Genomic DNA, 17440 nt, shown 5'->3' on the forward strand with positions numbered 1-17440 from the left:
CTCTCCTAGTAGGTTTGCGCGAGTTACAATACCACCTTGACATGGTGGGGTTATAAGTTGACCCCAAATCTCAAATCTACTTTTTGTTTTCGCAGTTGTTTTCGCAAATCGTCTAATTTGCCTAAAAGCGAAATAAGTAAATCGTTTAAAATCAACGACTCGGGGCATGGCGCAGCCTGGTAGCGCACTTGCATGGGGTGCAAGGGGTCGAAGGTTCAAATCCTTCTGTCCCGACCATACGCAACTTTAATATCATCACAACGCTCTTAATGGGCGTTGTTTTGTTTCTACCGTCTGAAAATCACAGGAGCCTCTATGCAGTTCAATACCCTGGGCAATAGTAATCTTAAAGCCAGCCAGATTTGTCTTGGCACAATGACCTATGGTGAACAAAACACCCAACAGGAAGCATTTGAACAGCTTGATTACGCTGTATCGCAGGGTATTAATTTCATTGACACCGCCGAGCTTTACGCAATACCTCCAAAGGCTGAAACCTATGGGGCCACTGAAGCGATTATCGGTAATTGGTTAGCGAAACGTGGCCGACGTGATGATTTGGTACTCGCCAGCAAAATCGCTGGCCCCGGTGCTGATTGGGTAGGGCATATACGTCAGGGTAAATCACGATTTGATGATAAAAATATCAGCGAAGCGTTAGACAGCAGTCTGCAACGTCTGCAAACCGATTATCTGGATTTGTATCAATTACATTGGCCTGAACGACAAACCAATTATTTTGGGAAATTAGGGTATCAACACGATGCCGCTGAAGAGGCCATGACGCCAGTCATTGAAACCCTGCAGGCTTTGGAAAAACAGATAAAAGCCGGAAAAATCCGGTACATCGGTTTATCTAATGAAACTCCCTGGGGTTTGATGAAGTTTATTTCAGTGGCAAAAGCGATGAATCTGCCAGTGATCGCCTCAGTACAGAATCCTTACAGTTTGCTAAACCGTACCTATGAGATTGGCTGTGCCGAAATCAGCTATCGGGAGAATGTACCATTATTGGCTTACTCACCATTGGGCTTTGGTGTACTAACCGGAAAATATTTACAGAACAATGCGCCTGTCAATGCTCGAATGAGTTTATGGCCACACTATGCCCGTTACAGCAATCCACAGGCAGTTCAAGCCACGCAATCGTATGTTGATTTAGCACAGCAACATCAGTTGGATCCAGCGCAAATGGCGTTGGCTTATGTGAATAGTCGACCATTTGTTGCTGCAACCATCATCGGCGCAACCAGTATGGAGCAACTAAAGACTAATATCGGCAGTGAACAATTAGTGCTTTCTGATGAAGTTGTTGCCTCGATTGAAGATATCCATAAAACATTACCTAACCCGGCACCCTGAATCTTACTTTACAGAAATGTGCACTAGCGCAGGTTAAAGCTGATAACGCTATGGTAGTTTATATTCTTCTTTAATATTGCTGATATAAACTGCCGCTGATCTGTTTGGTCATTCTTATATCAGTGTTTCTTTGCATAGAAATTCAGGTATCTGGCAACATGGATAGTCCATCCTTATATACCGTGCTTATTGTTGATGACGATCCGGTGACTCGCCTGCTGATGAAGCAATCACTTCAGGATCCAAGCTTAACCATCATTGAAGCCCAAAATGGTGAACAGGCAATCGATTTATTTGCCGAGCATTTACCTGATATAACCCTATTGGATGTTTCCATGCCTGGCATGGATGGGTTTACCTGCTGCAGAAAGTTACGTTTACTTCCCAAAGGACAGCAGTCAGCGATTGTTATGGTGACCATTCATGACAAAGTTGATGATATTGAAAAAGCATTTGAAGCCGGTGCAACAGATTTTATAACCAAACCCTTCAAGTGGCCTTTATTTGCCCATCGAATCCGTTACATTCTTAAAGCCAACAACACCTTACGTGAACTGAGTCAGAGTCGCTCCAAACTCGCCAAGGCGCAGGCAATTGCCCATCTGGTTTATTGGGAATGGAACTTCAAACAAAATGAAATTGAATGCAGTGCTGATCTGCATCAGTTGTTGGGTATAGAAGATCTTTCCCAAGGCATTTCATTCAGGCAGATACTTCGTCGTATCTTTCCCGAAGACAGACCTTTATTTAAGCATGCTTTACGTCGGGCGATAAATAATAAATATCCCTATGATATTGAATATCGTATTCAGTTAGATAACGGGCAATTGTTTTATCTGCATGAACGCACGGAAATTATCGAAGATTATAGTGGGTGGAAGATTGTTGGAACTTTGCAGGACATCACCTCGCTTAAACGTTCTGAGCAGGAAATTGCGTACTTTACCTATTACGATACGCTGACCGACTTACCCAATCGACGCTTGTTTATTGAGCAGTTAGAAACTGCAATTGCTCGGGCCCGGCATAAAAAACAATCGTTAACGTTGATGTTTATCGATCTGGATCACTTTAAACATATCAATGACACCTATGGTCATGCAGTAGGTGATGCATTGTTATGTGAAGCTGCAGCAAGAATTAAGGATTGTCTGCGGGATGCGGATTTGATTGCGGTAAGTAAGGATAAGGATGACCGCGTCGCCCGTTTTGCTGGCGATGAATTTACTGTAATGCTGACCAATATCGATAATGTGGATGTACTGGCAAATATAGCGCAACGCATTGTTGCCAAGTTTGAAAAATCATTTGATATAAAAGGTTATAACGTTTTCAGTACAGTAAGTATTGGTATTGCCCTTTTTCCTGAAGATGGGGATAACGTCCAAAGTTTGATGCAACATGCTGATGTGGCAATGAATCACGCCAAGGAACTGGGGCGCAATAATTACCAGTTCTTTTCAGCAGAAATGAATGATTACTTGTATGAGCGTTTGCAGACCGAACAGGATCTCCGTCAGGCATTGGAGAGGAATGAGTTTCTGTTGTTTTATCAACCACAAATTGATGTTAAAACGCAGCAGATAATTGGTTTTGAAGCCTTGTTAAGGTGGTTGCACCCGATAAAAGGTCTACTTGGTCCACTCACCTTTATTGAAGTGGCCGAGAAGACCGGTTTGATCATTGCCATAGGTGAATGGGTTTTGCAGCAGGCATGTTTACAAACCCGCAAATGGCAAAAACGTTTCGATATCTACTGGCGGGTTTCGGTGAACCTGTCTGCGATGCAGTTTAATCAGCAGTTATTGCTGGAACAGGTTGGCCAAAGTCTCAAGAACTCGGGGCTTCCCGCATCTTCTCTGGAATTGGAAATTACTGAAACGGCCATGCTTAAGGATGTTATGGAGACTATTCCGTTACTCAGGGCATTAAAAGACATGGGAGTAGGTCTGGCAATTGATGATTTTGGAACCGGTTATTCTTCATTGAGTTATTTGAAAAACTTCCCGATTGATACGTTGAAAATTGATAAAAGTTTTGTTGATGAAATTGTCGAAAATCCTAAAGATGCCGCAATTGCACGTACCATAGTCCAACTCGCAGATAACCTAGGGTTGAGAACCATTGCTGAAGGCGTCGAAACCATTGAACAGGTAAACATGCTGACGACAATGGGGTGTAGAGAATTACAAGGGTATTACTATAGTAAACCCCTGCCAGTGGGTGAAATTGAACGTCTGCTTGAGAGCGGAAATGGCCTGCAAAATTCCTAGGGCTTGTTGTTCTTTGATCTCCACCACTGCTGGAGGCTATTTTTGTGTCCGGCAAGGCGGAAAGCACGCCGTGTACCCATCCTAAGTGATTGATAAATGAGTCTGGAATGCATTTGAACAGCTTAGCTTGCCGAACAGCGGTGAAATACATAGATGTATCTCACAAAAGACGCTCCTCGTGCCTTGATTGACGCTTTTTCAGCTCACAACAGAGCCTGAGATGAGAGAACAACAAGCCCTAAGAGCTATTAAAGATCGTAAGATACTATCGTTTTTTTGCAGGTATTTTAACCACATCCTGTTCATCCTCGTACCGATCTAACAAACCAATATCAAGAACAGGTGAGGCGTCAATATGCTGGGCGTCCATCATTTGAGCAACCCGTTTTATAGCGGACATTATCATCGCCTGTTCCCATTCATCTAATTTACTGAATTCACGGGTAAAACGATCCTGCAAAGGAATAGGCGCGCTTTTAAGTGTTTCTGTAGCCGTCTCAGTCAGGTACGCATGAACTTTACGTTTATCAGTCTGAGAGCGTTGTCGATAAACCAATCCACGTTTTTCCAGCCGATCCAGAATGGTGGTCACAGTAGCCTGACTTAAACTCATCTCCTGAGCTAATTCACCTATGGTTACTTGCCCCTTATCCCGCAATGTTTGTAATAAAAGTATCTGAGGGGCGGTCAAACCGGTGGTTTTGGCCAGATATTTGGAATGTAGATCGGTGGCGCGGATAACCCGACGCAATGCGATAAGCACTTCTTCAATATGATTCAACAGGTGTTCCCTTTGCTCTTTATCTAGACCAAGTGCGTCTATAGTTTCAGTATTAATTTGAATTGAATTCAACATATTTTCCCACGTTTCTTTAATGAATATTTCAACTTGGGGCGGACCACTTTACGAGTCTTATCGGCTTATCAGCCAGACTTTTATATTGACCATTGTAAAGAGCTCGAAATAAATGATAGAGCAAAAAGTGGTCTGGACTTTTAATTTGTTTAGTGTACTATATATATAGATTCTGTCATCTGCAAGTCACAAACGTATGATTATACTAATTAAACGCAAATATGATGGAATTTACTGGTTTTTTTACATCACTAAGTACTTAGTGTCATAAATATTAGAGTTGATTAAATATATGAGCCAAGTAAAGACTGCACCTTTACCTATTGAGTTAGTGCAACCAACGGCAGAGCTTGGTGCAGCCGTGCATAAACTTATTTCTGAATGCCCTCCATTAGATACCAATTCGATGTATTGCAACTTATTGCAAAGCAGCCATTTTGCCGAGACTGCTGTAGCAGCTGTCCTTGAAAATGAATTGGTGGGGTTTATTTCTGGATATCGCATACCACAACGCCCTGAAACATTATTTGTCTGGCAGGTTGCCGTTGGTGAAAAAGCCCGAGGGCAGGGACTTGCCGGAAGAATGCTTAAAGAGATTCTGTCGCGTGAACAAAACCACGACATCAAACGAATCGAAACGACGATAACCCCAGACAACAAAGCTTCTTGGGCGTTATTTGAAAGCCTTGCCCGTAAGCTGGATACCGAGATTAGTAGTAGTGTGATGTTTGATAGAAAAAAACATTTTGCCGATCAGCATGATACTGAAATGTTAGTCAAAGTCGGTCCGTTTAAACCCATAGCGTAATCAATACTGAATTCAGGTCAGCGATGGCCACAACTTTCACAGGAGAGAAAAGCGAATGAAAATTTTTGAAGAGATCGAATCAGAAGTGCGTTCATATGCCCGCGCGTTCCCTCGTCTATTTGACAAAGCCCAAGGCGAGTTAATTTATGATGATGACGGCAATGAATATATCGACTTTCTGGCTGGTGCCGGTTCGCTGAATTATGGCCATAATCACCCTTTATTTAAAGAGAAACTGATTGAGTATATTCAACGTGATGGTATTACTCAGGGGCTGGATTTACACACACGTGCCAAAGGTGAGTTCCTGGAAAGCTTTAACGAGAATATTCTGAAGCCACGTGACCTTGATTACATTGTCATGTTTACCGGTCCTACTGGCACCAATGCGGTCGAAGCCGCGTTAAAAATTGCCCGTAAAAAAACCGGCCGTGAAAACATTATTTCGTTTACTAATGGCTGGCATGGTCAGAGTCTTGGTGCCTTATCGGTAACAGGTAACTCAACTCACCGTGGTGGTGCTGGTATCGCTTTACATGGTTCAACCCGAATTCCTTATGATGGTTATTTAGGGGATGATTTTGATACGACTAATCTGCTCGACAAAATGTTGTCGGATTCCAGTAGTGGTGTCGACAAGCCAGCGGCGGTAATTGTTGAAACCGTTCAGGGTGAAGGTGGTATCAATGCAGCCTCAATGACATGGTTACAAAGTCTTTCAGAAATCTGCAAACGTCATGATGTGTTATTGATTGTTGATGATATTCAGGCGGGTTGCGGCCGCACCGGTACCTTCTTCAGTTTTGAAGAAGCAGGCATTTATCCTGATATCGTCACCTTATCCAAGTCACTCAGTGGTTATGGTCTGCCATTTGCTGTAGTGCTGATGAAACCTGAAGTCGATCAATGGTCACCAGGTGAGCATAACGGTACCTTCCGTGGCAACAATCATGCATTTGTCACAGCTAAAGCTGCACTGGATTATTTCTGGAAAGACGATAAATTTGCCAAAGAAGTACAGCGTAAAGGCCAATACATTGCTGATCGTGTTGACACCATTGTAACGAAATACGGTGAAGGTAACTTTAACTCACATGGCCGTGGCATGTTCCGCGGTATTAATTGTGTCAATGGCGAACTCGCTGGACAAATCACCCGTAAATGTTTCCAGAAAGGTCTGATTATTGAAACCAGTGGTGCAGATGATCATGTTGTGAAATTCCTCTGCCCACTCACCATTAAGGATGAAAACCTGAAAAAAGGTATCGATATTCTGGAGCAGGCGATTAAAGAAGTTTGTGATAAAGCAGACAGTATTCCGGAAGAGAAGGACTTTTTTGAAGGTGATTATTCAGTAAGCGATGAAGCCAGTAAATCTGATGTGGTTGAGCCGGAGAGCAATAAAGCGGCAAGTTAATAAACTGACCAACCCACCATTAATAATCCGGTGAGCCGATTTGCGTTCACCGGATATTGCAAAGCATTTACAGAGGACAAAATCATGATTGTCAGACAACTTCAAGAAGCTCAACAAACCTCTCGTCGTATCGTTTCACCGGACGGCAACTGGGAAAGTACCCGTATGTTATTGAAAGACGACAATATGGGTTATTCATTTCATATTACCACTATTTATGCCGGTGCCGATTTCCGTATGCATTATCAGAACCATCTGGAATCTGTGTATTGCATCAGCGGGGAAGGGGAAGTGGAAACGTTGGATGACGGCAAGGTCTATAAAATTACCCCGGGTACCTTATATAACCTGGATAAACATGATCGTCATATCCTGCGTGCATTTAAAGAGCTTCATCTGGCCTGTGTGTTCAATCCGCCATTAAATGGCAAAGAAGTTCACAACGCGGAAGGTGCTTATGAGTTAGACGCCGAAACAGTAACTGAATAACAGGCAATGCAGCCTTTCCGGTTTAGCCCGGAGTACAACGAATTAACAGAGAGTAGATATGCAATTTCATACGGTAGAAAAAATAGGCGGCACTTCCATGAGCGACTATGTCGCCGTGCGCGACAATATTATTCTGAAACCGGTTCATAACGAGTCAATTTACAATCGTGTGTTTGTTGTTTCAGCTTATGGTGGTATTACTAACCTTTTGCTTGAGCATAAGAAAAATGGCACATCTGGCGTTTACGCTGAATTTGCCAATAGTTTGAATGACGATAGCTGGATGGAAGCGATGGAAAAGCTCAAACAAGAGATTTTTTCCATCAACCAGCAATTGTTTAAAGATAAAAAAACATTAAACAAAGCGAATGAGTTTATTGGCGAACGTCTTGATGATGCAGAACGGGTATTGGCGGATCTGCAACGTCTTTGCCAGCACGGTCACTTTGCCCTGGATATGCATCTGGCAACAGTGCGTGAAATGCTTGCCAGTATTGGTGAGGCACACAGTGCCTGGAATACAGCAACGTTACTGAAAAAAGACAAGATCAATGCCCGTTATGTTGATTTGACCGGTTGGCAGACCGATAAGCACATGAAACTTGATGAGCGTATTGATAAGGCATTTGCCAAGATTGATCTGAGTAAAGAGTTACCCATAGTCACGGGCTACGCCCATAGTGATGATGGTCTGATGTCAACCTTTGATCGTGGCTACAGCGAGATGACGTTCAGCCGTATTGCAGTATTAACCAATGCCAATGAAGCGATTATTCACAAAGAGTTTCACTTAAGCAGTGCAGATCCACGCTTGGTAGGCGAAGACAATGCGGTGCCGATTGGCCGGACCAATTACGATGTTGCTGATCAATTAGCCAATCTGGGTATGGAAGCCATTCACCCTAAAGCGGCTAAAGGCTTACGGCAGAATAATATTCCGTTAAGGGTAAGAAACACCTTTGAACCTGAACATGCCGGAACATTAATCACAGGCGACTATATCAGTAGCAAACCATGTGTAGAAATTATCGCCGGTTGCAAGCATGTTTATGCATTTGAGCTGTTTGATCAGGATATGGCGGGCAATATTGAAAATTATGACCGTGAAATCCTGGCTCAGATTCGTAGAAATAAGGCCCACATTATTTCCAAAGATATTAATGCCAACACCATTACGCATTATCTTACTGCCAGCCTGAAGAATATTCGGCGGATTAGGGAAGCTTTGCAGGAACAATTTCCGGAAGCAGAAATTAATCAGCAGAAAGTAGCCATTGTGTCGGCGATTGGTAGCGATATGAAAATCCCCGGTATCCTGGCTCGTACAGTAAGTGCACTGGCAGAGAAAAATATCAGTGTGCTGGCTATGCATCAGTCTATGCGTCAGGTAGACATGCAATTTATTATTGATGAAGATGACTATGCAGATGCGATCAAAAATCTGCACAGCTATCTTGTTGAGGTGCATGACCACGGAAGAGCTATATGCCTCGCATCTTAATTGCTTTGTATTTTGTATGTTTGCCAATGCTGGCAAACGCAGAGCCGGAAACTCAGGTAGCACCTTTACCTGAGGCGCAATTGGAACAATTCGAAGCAGAAGTAGAGGTATTGGAGCAGCCGCTTTATTCGCCATTTATAGAACGTTATGTATTGGATGAATTAAAACAGTTACGTACCGATATGGCTGCCCAGCGTAACGAGATGATTCAGCAGATTGTGAATCGTGAAATTAACGCGGTGGATAAAGCGGTCACTTATTCAACCAACACGGTTACCTACTTTTTCTATCTTATTGCTGGTGCTACCTCAATATTAGTTTTGGTGGGCTGGACATCGATCCGGGAAATCAAAGAGCGTGTGCATTCACTGGCAGATGAAGAGATCTCAAAACTGGTGATGGAATATGAACAGCGTTTACATGCGATTGAGCAACAACTCAATCAGAAAACACAGCACATTGAAGAGAACCGTGAAGAGATTGAGCGTACTCAGGAGCTGCAGTCACTCTGGCTACGTGCCGCCCAAGAAAATACGGCATCACATAAAATCGGTATTTATGACCATATTCTGAAGATTAAACGCGATGATTGTGAGGCACTGACTTATAAGGCTGACGCGGTACTTGAATTAGGTGAGCCTCAATGGGCAGCCAATCTTTGTCATCAGGCTTTATTGATTGATCCACAAAACAGCCATGCGTTTTATCAGCTGGCATGTGCCTATACGACAATGGGACAATTTGAAGAGGCGCTGTATTATCTTAAAGAAGCTATTTCGCGCAGTGAGAGTTATCGAGAAGAAATTGCTCAGGAACCGGCATTACAGCCCTTGCAGGATCATCCGGGCTTACAAAAGCTGTTATATCCCAGTGAAGAAAATAGTTAACTTATTTGAACCCGCCGATAGGCGGGTTTAGTTTTTCAGACCTGCCAGTAAGTCTTCTTTCATTCCTTGGCTGAAAGGATGCTTGCCAAACCAGATATCAAAATAAGCTTTGCCAAGTTGTGCATTATCACTTTGACTCAATTGTTGACCATTTTTGAATAACAATAAACCTGATTCAGCCGAATAGCGGATATCGTAACGATCACCTTCTTCTGCTTTCTGATAGCCAGCATTAAAATCCAATAATGCCATTTCAATTGATTTGAAAAAGTCATCATCCAGATTACGCTGTAACAATTCCACCGAAGATTTTTGAAAATCCTCCGCATCAAAACTCCGCTTGTAAATAAAAGAAAGCTGAATTGGCTGGCTGGTCAGTGCAGTGTCCTCACTGCATTGTTCCCGATATAAAGCAACATCACCGAGATTGAACAACATCACTTTGATAGGCACCGCTGAACATTGTTGCAAGGTATAATTATCGAGCTGTATTTCCTGTTCAAAATTGTTGGCATGAGCCAGGTGTATAGGTATGAGGGAAAAAAACAGAATGTGCTTGATCATAATTTCTCCCGGATTTTCTTCAGGGAATAACCAATAATCGGCAAGTATTGATAAAACCCATCCACACCATCCCAGAAATCCTGATGTAAGATAATCTTGCCTTGGTCATTAAAGCGTAATTGGCTGATACCAATAGATTTGCTGTCGACTTGTTTTCCCATTACCGTAAACTGCATTTGCATTATCCAACGTACATAGATGTCGTGACCACTGCGAGCAATATCCTGAACATTTACTTCCAGGCGGTCGACCTGCTGCCCGGTCTGTTGCATATATTCTATGAGTTCATTTCTATCAGTAATGGTTCGAAAGGTGTCGTTAAAATAAAGTTGTTCAGCATAAGTTTGACGGATAATCTCTGCCACCTCGCCATGTTGAGTCTGATTAAACACCTCAATAAAACCCTTAACAGCCTCATTGTTTACAACTGGCTGCGAGCCCTTTGATTCAAGGGCTTTCTGGTAGTCATTTACATAAGCACTTTGCATAGCATTTCCACTACAGGCCGTTATTAAAATTAATATGGGTAATAACCACGTCAATTTTGTCGCTGAAGATTTATTTAACATGGTGTTTTTTCCCGATGTTCACTATCAGTTGGCCGATCAAAACGTAATGTTTGTGAAAATGGAGTGAAGAGAGACAGTCAGGATCTGAAATATAAACACGCCCTAAACTCTTCACATGCAATTCACACTTTACTGACTAAGCTTCTCAACATCGAAAAAGAGACACTTCATGAAATCAATTCGACAATGGTTTGACAATGGTGAAGCCGGTTTATCTGTTGCCGAACTTGGTAATCCAGATACCGGTATTGATTGGTTAAGGGTTATGCCTTTCCTGTTCATGCATCTGGCATGTCTGGCAGTTTTTTTGGTGGGCATCTCTTCGATCGCAGTAGCTGTTGCAGTCGCTTTATATTTAATAAGGATGTTTGCCATAACAGCGTTCTATCATCGTTATTTTTCTCACAAATCCTTTAAAACATCTCGGACGGTCCAATTTATTTTTGCCTTTATTGGTGCAACTGCAACACAACGCGGACCGTTATGGTGGGCAGCACATCATCGTCAGCATCATCGTCATGCAGATCAGCTGGCCGATCCACATTCCCCCAAACAGGGTATTTTTTGGAGTCATATGGGCTGGTTTCTTTCAGGAAAACATTATCAAGCTGATTACAGCCTAGTTCCTGACTGGAAAAGGTTTGCTGAATTACGCTGGCTGAATCGATTCGATTTGATCGCACCGATTTTACTGGCAGTAAGCTTGTTTATCACTGGTGTATTACTGGAAAAGATTGCTCCAGCACTGGGAACCAATGGATGGCAAATGTTGGTTTGGGGATATTTTATTTCAACTGTCGTGTTGTTACATGCAACGCTGTTGATAAACTCCATGGCGCATCGAATTGGTAAAAAGCGCTACACAACGGGCGATGAAAGCCGTAATAATTTAGTACTGGCGTTATTGACCTTGGGGGAGGGGTGGCACAACAATCATCATCATTATCCAGCCTCTGCCAGGCAAGGATTTTATTGGTGGGAAGTCGATATAAGTTATTACTTGCTAAAACTTATGCAAAAAACAGGACTCATCTGGGATGTCCGCACAGTGCCGCTTCACAAACGTGAAAGCAAGAAAGTCCTTTCTGAGGCCGGTTTATGAGAATTGCGGTTGTTGGTGCTGGAATATCCGGTTTGACCTCGGCATATTATCTGGCCAAAAAACATGAAGTAACCGTGTTTGAAGCCGGTAATTATCTAGGTGGTCATACCGATACGCATTCCATAGAGATTTCTGGCAAAGCTTTTCATGTGGATACGGGCTTTATCGTTTTTAATCAACAGAACTATCCAAATTTCAGTGAGTTATTAACCCAACTTGGGGTGGACAGTCAGCCCACTGAGATGAGCTTCAGTGTGAGTAATGCCACTTCTGGTCTGGAATATAACGCGACCGATTTGAATAAATTATTCTGTCAGCGTCGTAATCTGGTGAGCTTTCGTTTTTATCGAATGTTATGGGATTTGGTGCGGTTTTATCGTGAAGCCCCGTTATTATTAAACGAAGACGACGATGGTCTGACACTGGGCCAATATCTGGCAATCAATAATTACAGTGATATTTTTATTAACGACCATTTAATCCCTATGGCTTGTGCCTTGTGGTCGGGCCCCAGTCTTTCAGTGGTGGATTTCCCGGCGCAGTATTTTATTCGTTTTATGCATAATCATCATATGCTGTCGTTAACGGATAGACCTCAATGGCGTGTGGTTAAAGGTGGCTCAAAAACTTATGTTGATGCGCTGGTACAGCAGACTGATGCAGAGTTTATGACAGGGTCACCCATTCAACGAATAGAGCGAAATATCCATGGTGTCAGCTTATCGGTACATGGAGAGAAGCGTCATTTTGATAAAGTAATCATCGCTGCCCATGCGGATCAGGCATTACGTATGCTTGATCAGCCCAGTGAAACGGAAGTGGCCGTTCTCGGGGGAATAGGCTTTCAGGAAAACGAGATGCATCTGCATACAGATGTAGATATATTGCCGAAAAATCCTCAGGCATGGGCCAGCTGGAATGTTCGCGTAAGCCCTGAATTACGCCAGCAATGTACGGTGAGTTATCACATGAATACGCTGCAAAGTCTGAATGCTCCAGCAGAGCTTATCGTCTCGTTAAATTCCGGACATTTGATTGACCCTAAAAAAGTCCTGGTGCATCGACGTTATGCCCATCCAATTTATAATCTCTCCACACTTAATGCTCAACGTCGTTGGCAGGAAGTTGCTGATACGCAGCATACTTTTTATTGCGGTGCCTATTGGGGGTGGGGATTTCATGAGGATGGTGTGAGCAGTGCTCTGCGGGTGATTGATGCCCTGGAAAATTCTCAGCCGGGAGTCGCCAATGTTGCCTGATGGAATTTATCGTGGCTGGGTGCATCATCAGCGTCATCTGCCAAAAAATCATGAGTTCCAGTATCCACTGGCAATGCTGATGCTGGATCTGGATGAACTGCAATCACATTTTAAACGTTCGCGTTTCTGGTCATTGGAACGCTTCAATCTGATTAGTTTTTACCGTAAGGATTATCTGCAATCCGACCAGGCTGATTTGAAACAGGCAGTGGTGGAGTTGATACAGCAACGTAGTGGTGAGTCGTTCTCAGGTACGGTAAAGATCCTTACTCATCCGCGTTATCTCGGGTTTATATTCAATCCAGTAACGTTTTATTTCTGTTTCGAGCAGCAACAGCTCAAGTTTATCGTCGCTGAAATTAACAATACACCATGGAATGAACGTTATGCCTATGTATTGAAAGTGAATCAACAACAAAATCAGCCCTGGCGTTTTGATTTTGACAAGCAGTTTCACATTTCACCGTTTATGCCGATGGATATTCAATATCACTGGCGTTTTCAGCTGGAGCAAGATGCAATCAATATCAACATGGTGTTAATGCGTGAGGGAGAACGCCAGTTTGATGCGACATTACAGGCTGATTTCCAGCCAATGACCGCCAAAAGCATGCGTTGGTTACCTATCCGCTATCCGCTACAGACACTCAGAGTTGTTATGCGTATTTATTGGCAGGCGTTACGCTTATGGGGCAAGCATACCCCTTCATTCAGTCATCCTGATCAACAAGCCGATACCGTGACCCAGCCTGTTATACCGAATGGAGAGGATAAATGAGTAAATCGGCCGTCATTGAAACACAGAATGGCAAACCCAGCCGACTGTCGAAATTATATGAAAAAGCTGTTATCGGCCAGCTAGGAAGGATCCGCAAAGGTTGTATTCATTTACATACAGCCAGTGAAGTTTATGAATTAGGCGATCCACAGGCCGATCTATCGATTACTCTGACCGTCTATGATCGATGCTTTTTTGAGGCTGTCGTACAAGGTGGCAGTGTGGGCGCTGCTGAATCCTATATGCAGGGCGACTGGCATTGCAGTGATTTAACAGCACTGGTAAGAATTCTGGTGCGTAACCAGTCATTGACTGATGAACTCGAACAAGGTTTTGCCAGAATTACCGGTGCGTTATTAAAAGGCTTTCACTGGCTGAATCGCAATAGCCGAAGTGGTAGCCGCAAGAATATCGCTGCCCATTATGATTTGGGGAATGATTTATTTGAGTTGTTCCTGGATAAAGACTGGATGATGTATTCGTCCGGATTGTATTACAGCGGTACTGAATCCCTTGAAACTGCGCAACAGCAAAAGCTGGCGAGATTGTGTGACAAGCTGGATTTACAGCCAACAGATCATCTGCTGGAAATTGGTACTGGTTGGGGAGGTTGTGCGGTATTTGCTGCTCAGCATTATGGCTGCAGAGTCACCACAACGACGATTTCCCGGCAACAATATGATTACGCTGTTCAGCGTGTGGCAAAAGCGGGTCTCGCTGATCGGATAACAGTTTTGCTTGAAGATTATCGTGATCTGCAAGGGCAATATAACAAGCTGATTTCAATTGAAATGGTCGAGGCGGTGGGGCATCACTATATTGATGACTATTTTCAGCGTTGTGCCGACTTATTAACCTCAGATGGCCTGGCCATCATTCAAGCGATCACGCTGGAAGATCACCGTTATGCCCAGGCAGTAAAATCAGTAGATTTTATCAAGCGCTATATTTTCCCCGGCAGCTTTATCCCCAGTGTCACAGTACTGAGTAATGCTGCAGCCAAAGCCAAGCTTAAACTCACCAGCCTTGAAGACATTGGCCCAAGTTACGCGATTACTCTGGCCACCTGGCGTGAACGTTTTAACGCTTCGCTGGATAAAGTTCGTGCCATGGGGTATCCGGATTCATTTATTCGGATGTGGGAGTTTTATCTTTGCTATTGCGAAGGTGGTTTTGCCGAAAGGAGTATCAGTGACGTGCACTTATTATTTAGTAAGGTCGATAACCGCCGGGCCCAGTGGTGTCCAGAATATGCCTGATCGTCTGACGATAGCTAATTTTTTACTGTTTCAAATCGGTTGGTTTGTTTGTGTGTTGAGTGGGGCCGCTGAGTTGAATTCACCGGCCGTTATTTTTACCGCCACCTTTTTGATTATTCATTTTCGTTTCTATTTATGGAAGCAGACAGATTACAAACTGGTGCTGGCGGCTATTTTAATTGGTGTCGTGTTGGACTCCAGTTGGTCTGCCTGGAGTTTGATGGCCTATCAGGCTCAAACTATTGAACCGATTGCACCCTGGTGGATCTGGTGTTTATGGATTAACTTTGCGTTAACGCTGAATCACTCGTTGTCATGGTTATTAAAACGTCGGGTGATGGCGGGAATATTTTCTGCGGTCGCCAGTCCTGTTTCCTATTATGCAGGCAGTCGTTTAGGTGCACTAGACTGGCTGCAACCAGAGATATTAATCGTAGTACTTGCAATCAGCTGGGGATTGGCAATTCCATTATTACTGACATTAGCTATCTACTGGCGCAATCAGGAATCAGGAAAACAACATGTTGTGGTTTAGTCTTTTCATTGTTTCTTTAATAATGCTGGGCGGTTGGTTTTGGCAAATTCGCAGTAAAAATGCTGGAATTGTCGACGTATTGTGGGCTTTTTCATTAAGTTTTCTGGCTTTCTTTCATTTGTTGACCAGTGAGGGCTATCTGCCTCTGAGCATTATGGCATCGGGTATCATGATGCTTTGGTATTTGCGTTTGGGAACACACCTCGCTCAAAGGGTGTTAGGTGAAGATGAAGATGGACGTTATAAATACCTGAGACAGTACTGGGGCGCTAGAACCAATTTTTATCATTTTTTCTTTTTCCAGTTCCAGGCTTTATTGGCGTGGGGATTTGCCATTCCAGTCTGGTTTATTACTCAGGGACAGATTGAATCTTTAGGTCTCGCTCAATATGCCGGCCTTGCTGTCGCCATTATTGCTATCACAGGGGTCACTATTGCCGATAAGCAATTAGCCAATTTCAAAGCTGATCCGAAAAATAAAGGTGAAGTCTGCGAAACAGGCTTGTGGAATTATTCCAGACATCCGAATTACTTTTTCGAATGGTTACACTGGTTTAGCTATCCCTTAATGGCGATTGGCATAGAACACGCAGCGTGGCTCTGGTTGGCACCATTAGTGATGTTGTTATTTCTGTATTTCATAACCGGCATACCCTACACCGAACAACACGCGATTCGCAGTCGTGGGGATAAATATCGTCGCTATCAACAAACAACCAGTGCATTTATTCCCTGGAGGAAAAAATATGAGTCTGATCACTATCGCTGAAAAAGGACTGGTGCCTGACATGTTAATAAGAGTTGGCATTCGCAGGCTGCTTAAGCAACGCCTGCAAGATGAAAATGCCTATGATCCGGAAGCCGCCAGTGAAATCAAAAATCAATGCATGGAAATGCTACGAAACAGTCCGATTGCGATAGAAACCCAGGCGGCTAATGAACAACACTACGAAGTACCAGCCGAATTTTATCAGCTGTCTTTAGGCAAACATCTCAAATACAGCGGTTGCTGGTGGGATGATTACACCTTATCACTGGATCAGGCTGAAAAGGCCATGTTGGATATTTATCTCGAACGGGGTGATTTCAAAAACGGGCAGGATATTCTTGAACTGGGCTGCGGTTGGGGGTCACTGACTTTATATATGGCTGAACGTTTTCCGTATTCACGAATCACTGCTGTATCAAATTCCAATTCGCAACGAGAGTATATTGAAAAGCAAGCGTTTGCCCGTGGATTAACCAATATTCATATCATTACCTGCGATGTCAATAAACTGGAACTGAATACGCAATACGACCGGATTGTCTCGATAGAAATGTTCGAACATATGCGTAATTATCAGCAGCTGCTCAACAATGTAAGTTGCTGGCTAAAGTCTGACGGCAAGCTTTTTGTGCATATTTTCTGTCATCGTAATGTCGTTTATCCTTTCGAAACTGAAGGCGATGATAATTGGATGGGACGCTACTTTTTTACCGGTGGATTGATGCCTTCAGCAGACACGTTATTGCATTTTCAGGATGCTCTGCAGATTGAAAAGCAGTGGTTGGTCAATGGTCAGCATTATCAGAAAACAGCTGAAGCCTGGCTGGAAAATACGGATAAAAATGCCAGACAGATTAAAGCGTTGTTTGATGAAACCTACGGTAAAGGGGAGGGCGCTATCTGGCTACAGCGATGGCGGTTATTCTTTATGGCCTGTGCTGAATTATTTGGCTATCGCGATGGAACCGAGTGGTTGGTCACGCATTATTTATTCTCAAAGCGAGTAAACTGA

Annotated in this window: 17 protein-coding genes and 1 tRNA gene; 15 read left to right on the forward strand and 3 right to left on the reverse strand. The window is 43.3% G+C overall.

Features of this window, described 5'->3' with window-relative positions; all coding sequences use genetic code 11:
- Positions 1–160 precede the first annotated feature (160 nt).
- From AC08OG_RS06400 to AC08OG_RS06410, 3 genes are all read left to right on the forward strand, one after another.
- Positions 161–237: transfer RNA gene (locus tag AC08OG_RS06400), tRNA-Pro, on the forward strand.
- Positions 238–315: 78 nt separating this feature from the next.
- A complete protein-coding gene (locus AC08OG_RS06405; RefSeq protein ID WP_482930397.1) occupies positions 316–1362 on the forward strand; it encodes an NADP(H)-dependent aldo-keto reductase in 1047 nt (348 codons plus the stop codon).
- Between the two features lie 158 nt (positions 1363–1520).
- Positions 1521–3635: a two-component system response regulator gene (locus tag AC08OG_RS06410; protein ID WP_482930398.1), complete on the forward strand. Its 2115-nt coding sequence runs from the start codon at positions 1521–1523 to the stop codon at positions 3633–3635.
- A gap of 265 nt (positions 3636–3900) precedes the next feature.
- On the opposite strand, the gene AC08OG_RS06415 is transcribed toward AC08OG_RS06410, so the two are convergent.
- Positions 3901–4491 carry a MarR family winged helix-turn-helix transcriptional regulator gene (locus AC08OG_RS06415; RefSeq protein WP_482930399.1) on the reverse strand — a complete coding sequence of 197 codons (591 nt, stop codon included), beginning with the start codon at positions 4489–4491 and terminating at the stop codon, positions 3901–3903.
- A gap of 292 nt (positions 4492–4783) precedes the next feature.
- Between AC08OG_RS06415 and ectA the strand changes: the two genes are divergently transcribed.
- The 5 genes from ectA to AC08OG_RS06440 all read left to right on the forward strand — a co-directional run bounded on the left by ectA (position 4784) and on the right by AC08OG_RS06440 (position 9593).
- Positions 4784–5299 (forward strand): diaminobutyrate acetyltransferase, encoded by a 516-nt coding sequence (gene ectA, locus AC08OG_RS06420; RefSeq protein ID WP_482930400.1) that lies wholly within the window; start codon positions 4784–4786, stop codon positions 5297–5299.
- 55 nt (positions 5300–5354) lie between these two features.
- A complete protein-coding gene (gene ectB / locus AC08OG_RS06425; protein ID WP_482930401.1) occupies positions 5355–6716 on the forward strand; it encodes a diaminobutyrate--2-oxoglutarate transaminase in 1362 nt (453 codons plus the stop codon).
- An 84-nt stretch (positions 6717–6800) separates the two neighbouring features.
- Positions 6801–7205 (forward strand): ectoine synthase, encoded by a 405-nt coding sequence (locus tag AC08OG_RS06430; protein WP_482930402.1) that lies wholly within the window; start codon positions 6801–6803, stop codon positions 7203–7205.
- A 58-nt stretch (positions 7206–7263) separates the two neighbouring features.
- Entirely contained in the window at positions 7264–8706 is a 1443-nt protein-coding gene (locus AC08OG_RS06435) for an aspartate kinase (protein WP_482930403.1), read from the forward strand.
- Positions 8691–9593: a TPR end-of-group domain-containing protein gene (locus AC08OG_RS06440; RefSeq protein WP_482930404.1), complete on the forward strand. Its 903-nt coding sequence runs from the start codon at positions 8691–8693 to the stop codon at positions 9591–9593. Before AC08OG_RS06435 ends, AC08OG_RS06440 begins: the two co-directional genes overlap by 16 nt.
- 27 nt (positions 9594–9620) lie before the next feature.
- On the opposite strand, the gene AC08OG_RS06445 is transcribed toward AC08OG_RS06440, so the two are convergent.
- Together AC08OG_RS06445 and AC08OG_RS06450 are read right to left on the reverse strand one after the other, a co-directional pair.
- Positions 9621–10157, reverse strand: coding sequence for a chalcone isomerase family protein (locus tag AC08OG_RS06445; protein ID WP_482930405.1), 537 nt, complete (start codon positions 10155–10157; stop codon positions 9621–9623).
- Positions 10154–10726, reverse strand: coding sequence for a nuclear transport factor 2 family protein (locus AC08OG_RS06450; protein ID WP_482930406.1), 573 nt, complete (start codon positions 10724–10726; stop codon positions 10154–10156). Before AC08OG_RS06450 ends, AC08OG_RS06445 begins: the two co-directional genes overlap by 4 nt.
- 169 nt (positions 10727–10895) lie before the next feature.
- Between AC08OG_RS06450 and AC08OG_RS06455 the strand changes: the two genes are divergently transcribed.
- The 7 genes from AC08OG_RS06455 to AC08OG_RS06485 are packed head-to-tail and all read left to right on the forward strand — an operon-like array spanning position 10896 to position 17440.
- Positions 10896–11828, forward strand: a complete 933-nt coding sequence (locus tag AC08OG_RS06455; protein ID WP_482930407.1) for an acyl-CoA desaturase — start codon at positions 10896–10898, stop codon at positions 11826–11828.
- Positions 11825–13087, forward strand: a complete 1263-nt coding sequence (locus tag AC08OG_RS06460; protein WP_482930408.1) for an NAD(P)/FAD-dependent oxidoreductase — start codon at positions 11825–11827, stop codon at positions 13085–13087. Before AC08OG_RS06455 ends, AC08OG_RS06460 begins: the two co-directional genes overlap by 4 nt.
- Positions 13077–13865 (forward strand): DUF1365 domain-containing protein, encoded by a 789-nt coding sequence (locus AC08OG_RS06465; RefSeq protein ID WP_482930409.1) that lies wholly within the window; start codon positions 13077–13079, stop codon positions 13863–13865. Before AC08OG_RS06460 ends, AC08OG_RS06465 begins: the two co-directional genes overlap by 11 nt.
- Positions 13862–15124, forward strand: coding sequence for a class I SAM-dependent methyltransferase (locus AC08OG_RS06470; protein ID WP_482930410.1), 1263 nt, complete (start codon positions 13862–13864; stop codon positions 15122–15124). The genes AC08OG_RS06465 and AC08OG_RS06470 overlap by 4 nt, the downstream gene beginning before the upstream one ends.
- Complete coding sequence (locus AC08OG_RS06475) at positions 15117–15659, forward strand: DUF2878 domain-containing protein (protein ID WP_482930411.1); 543 nt, start codon at positions 15117–15119, stop codon at positions 15657–15659. Before AC08OG_RS06470 ends, AC08OG_RS06475 begins: the two co-directional genes overlap by 8 nt.
- Positions 15646–16428: a DUF1295 domain-containing protein gene (locus AC08OG_RS06480; RefSeq protein ID WP_482930412.1), complete on the forward strand. Its 783-nt coding sequence runs from the start codon at positions 15646–15648 to the stop codon at positions 16426–16428. The genes AC08OG_RS06475 and AC08OG_RS06480 overlap by 14 nt, the downstream gene beginning before the upstream one ends.
- Complete coding sequence (locus tag AC08OG_RS06485; RefSeq protein ID WP_292355976.1) at positions 16406–17440, forward strand: SAM-dependent methyltransferase; 1035 nt, start codon at positions 16406–16408, stop codon at positions 17438–17440. The genes AC08OG_RS06480 and AC08OG_RS06485 overlap by 23 nt, the downstream gene beginning before the upstream one ends.

This window comes from Methylophaga sp. F7 (assembly GCF_056863975.1).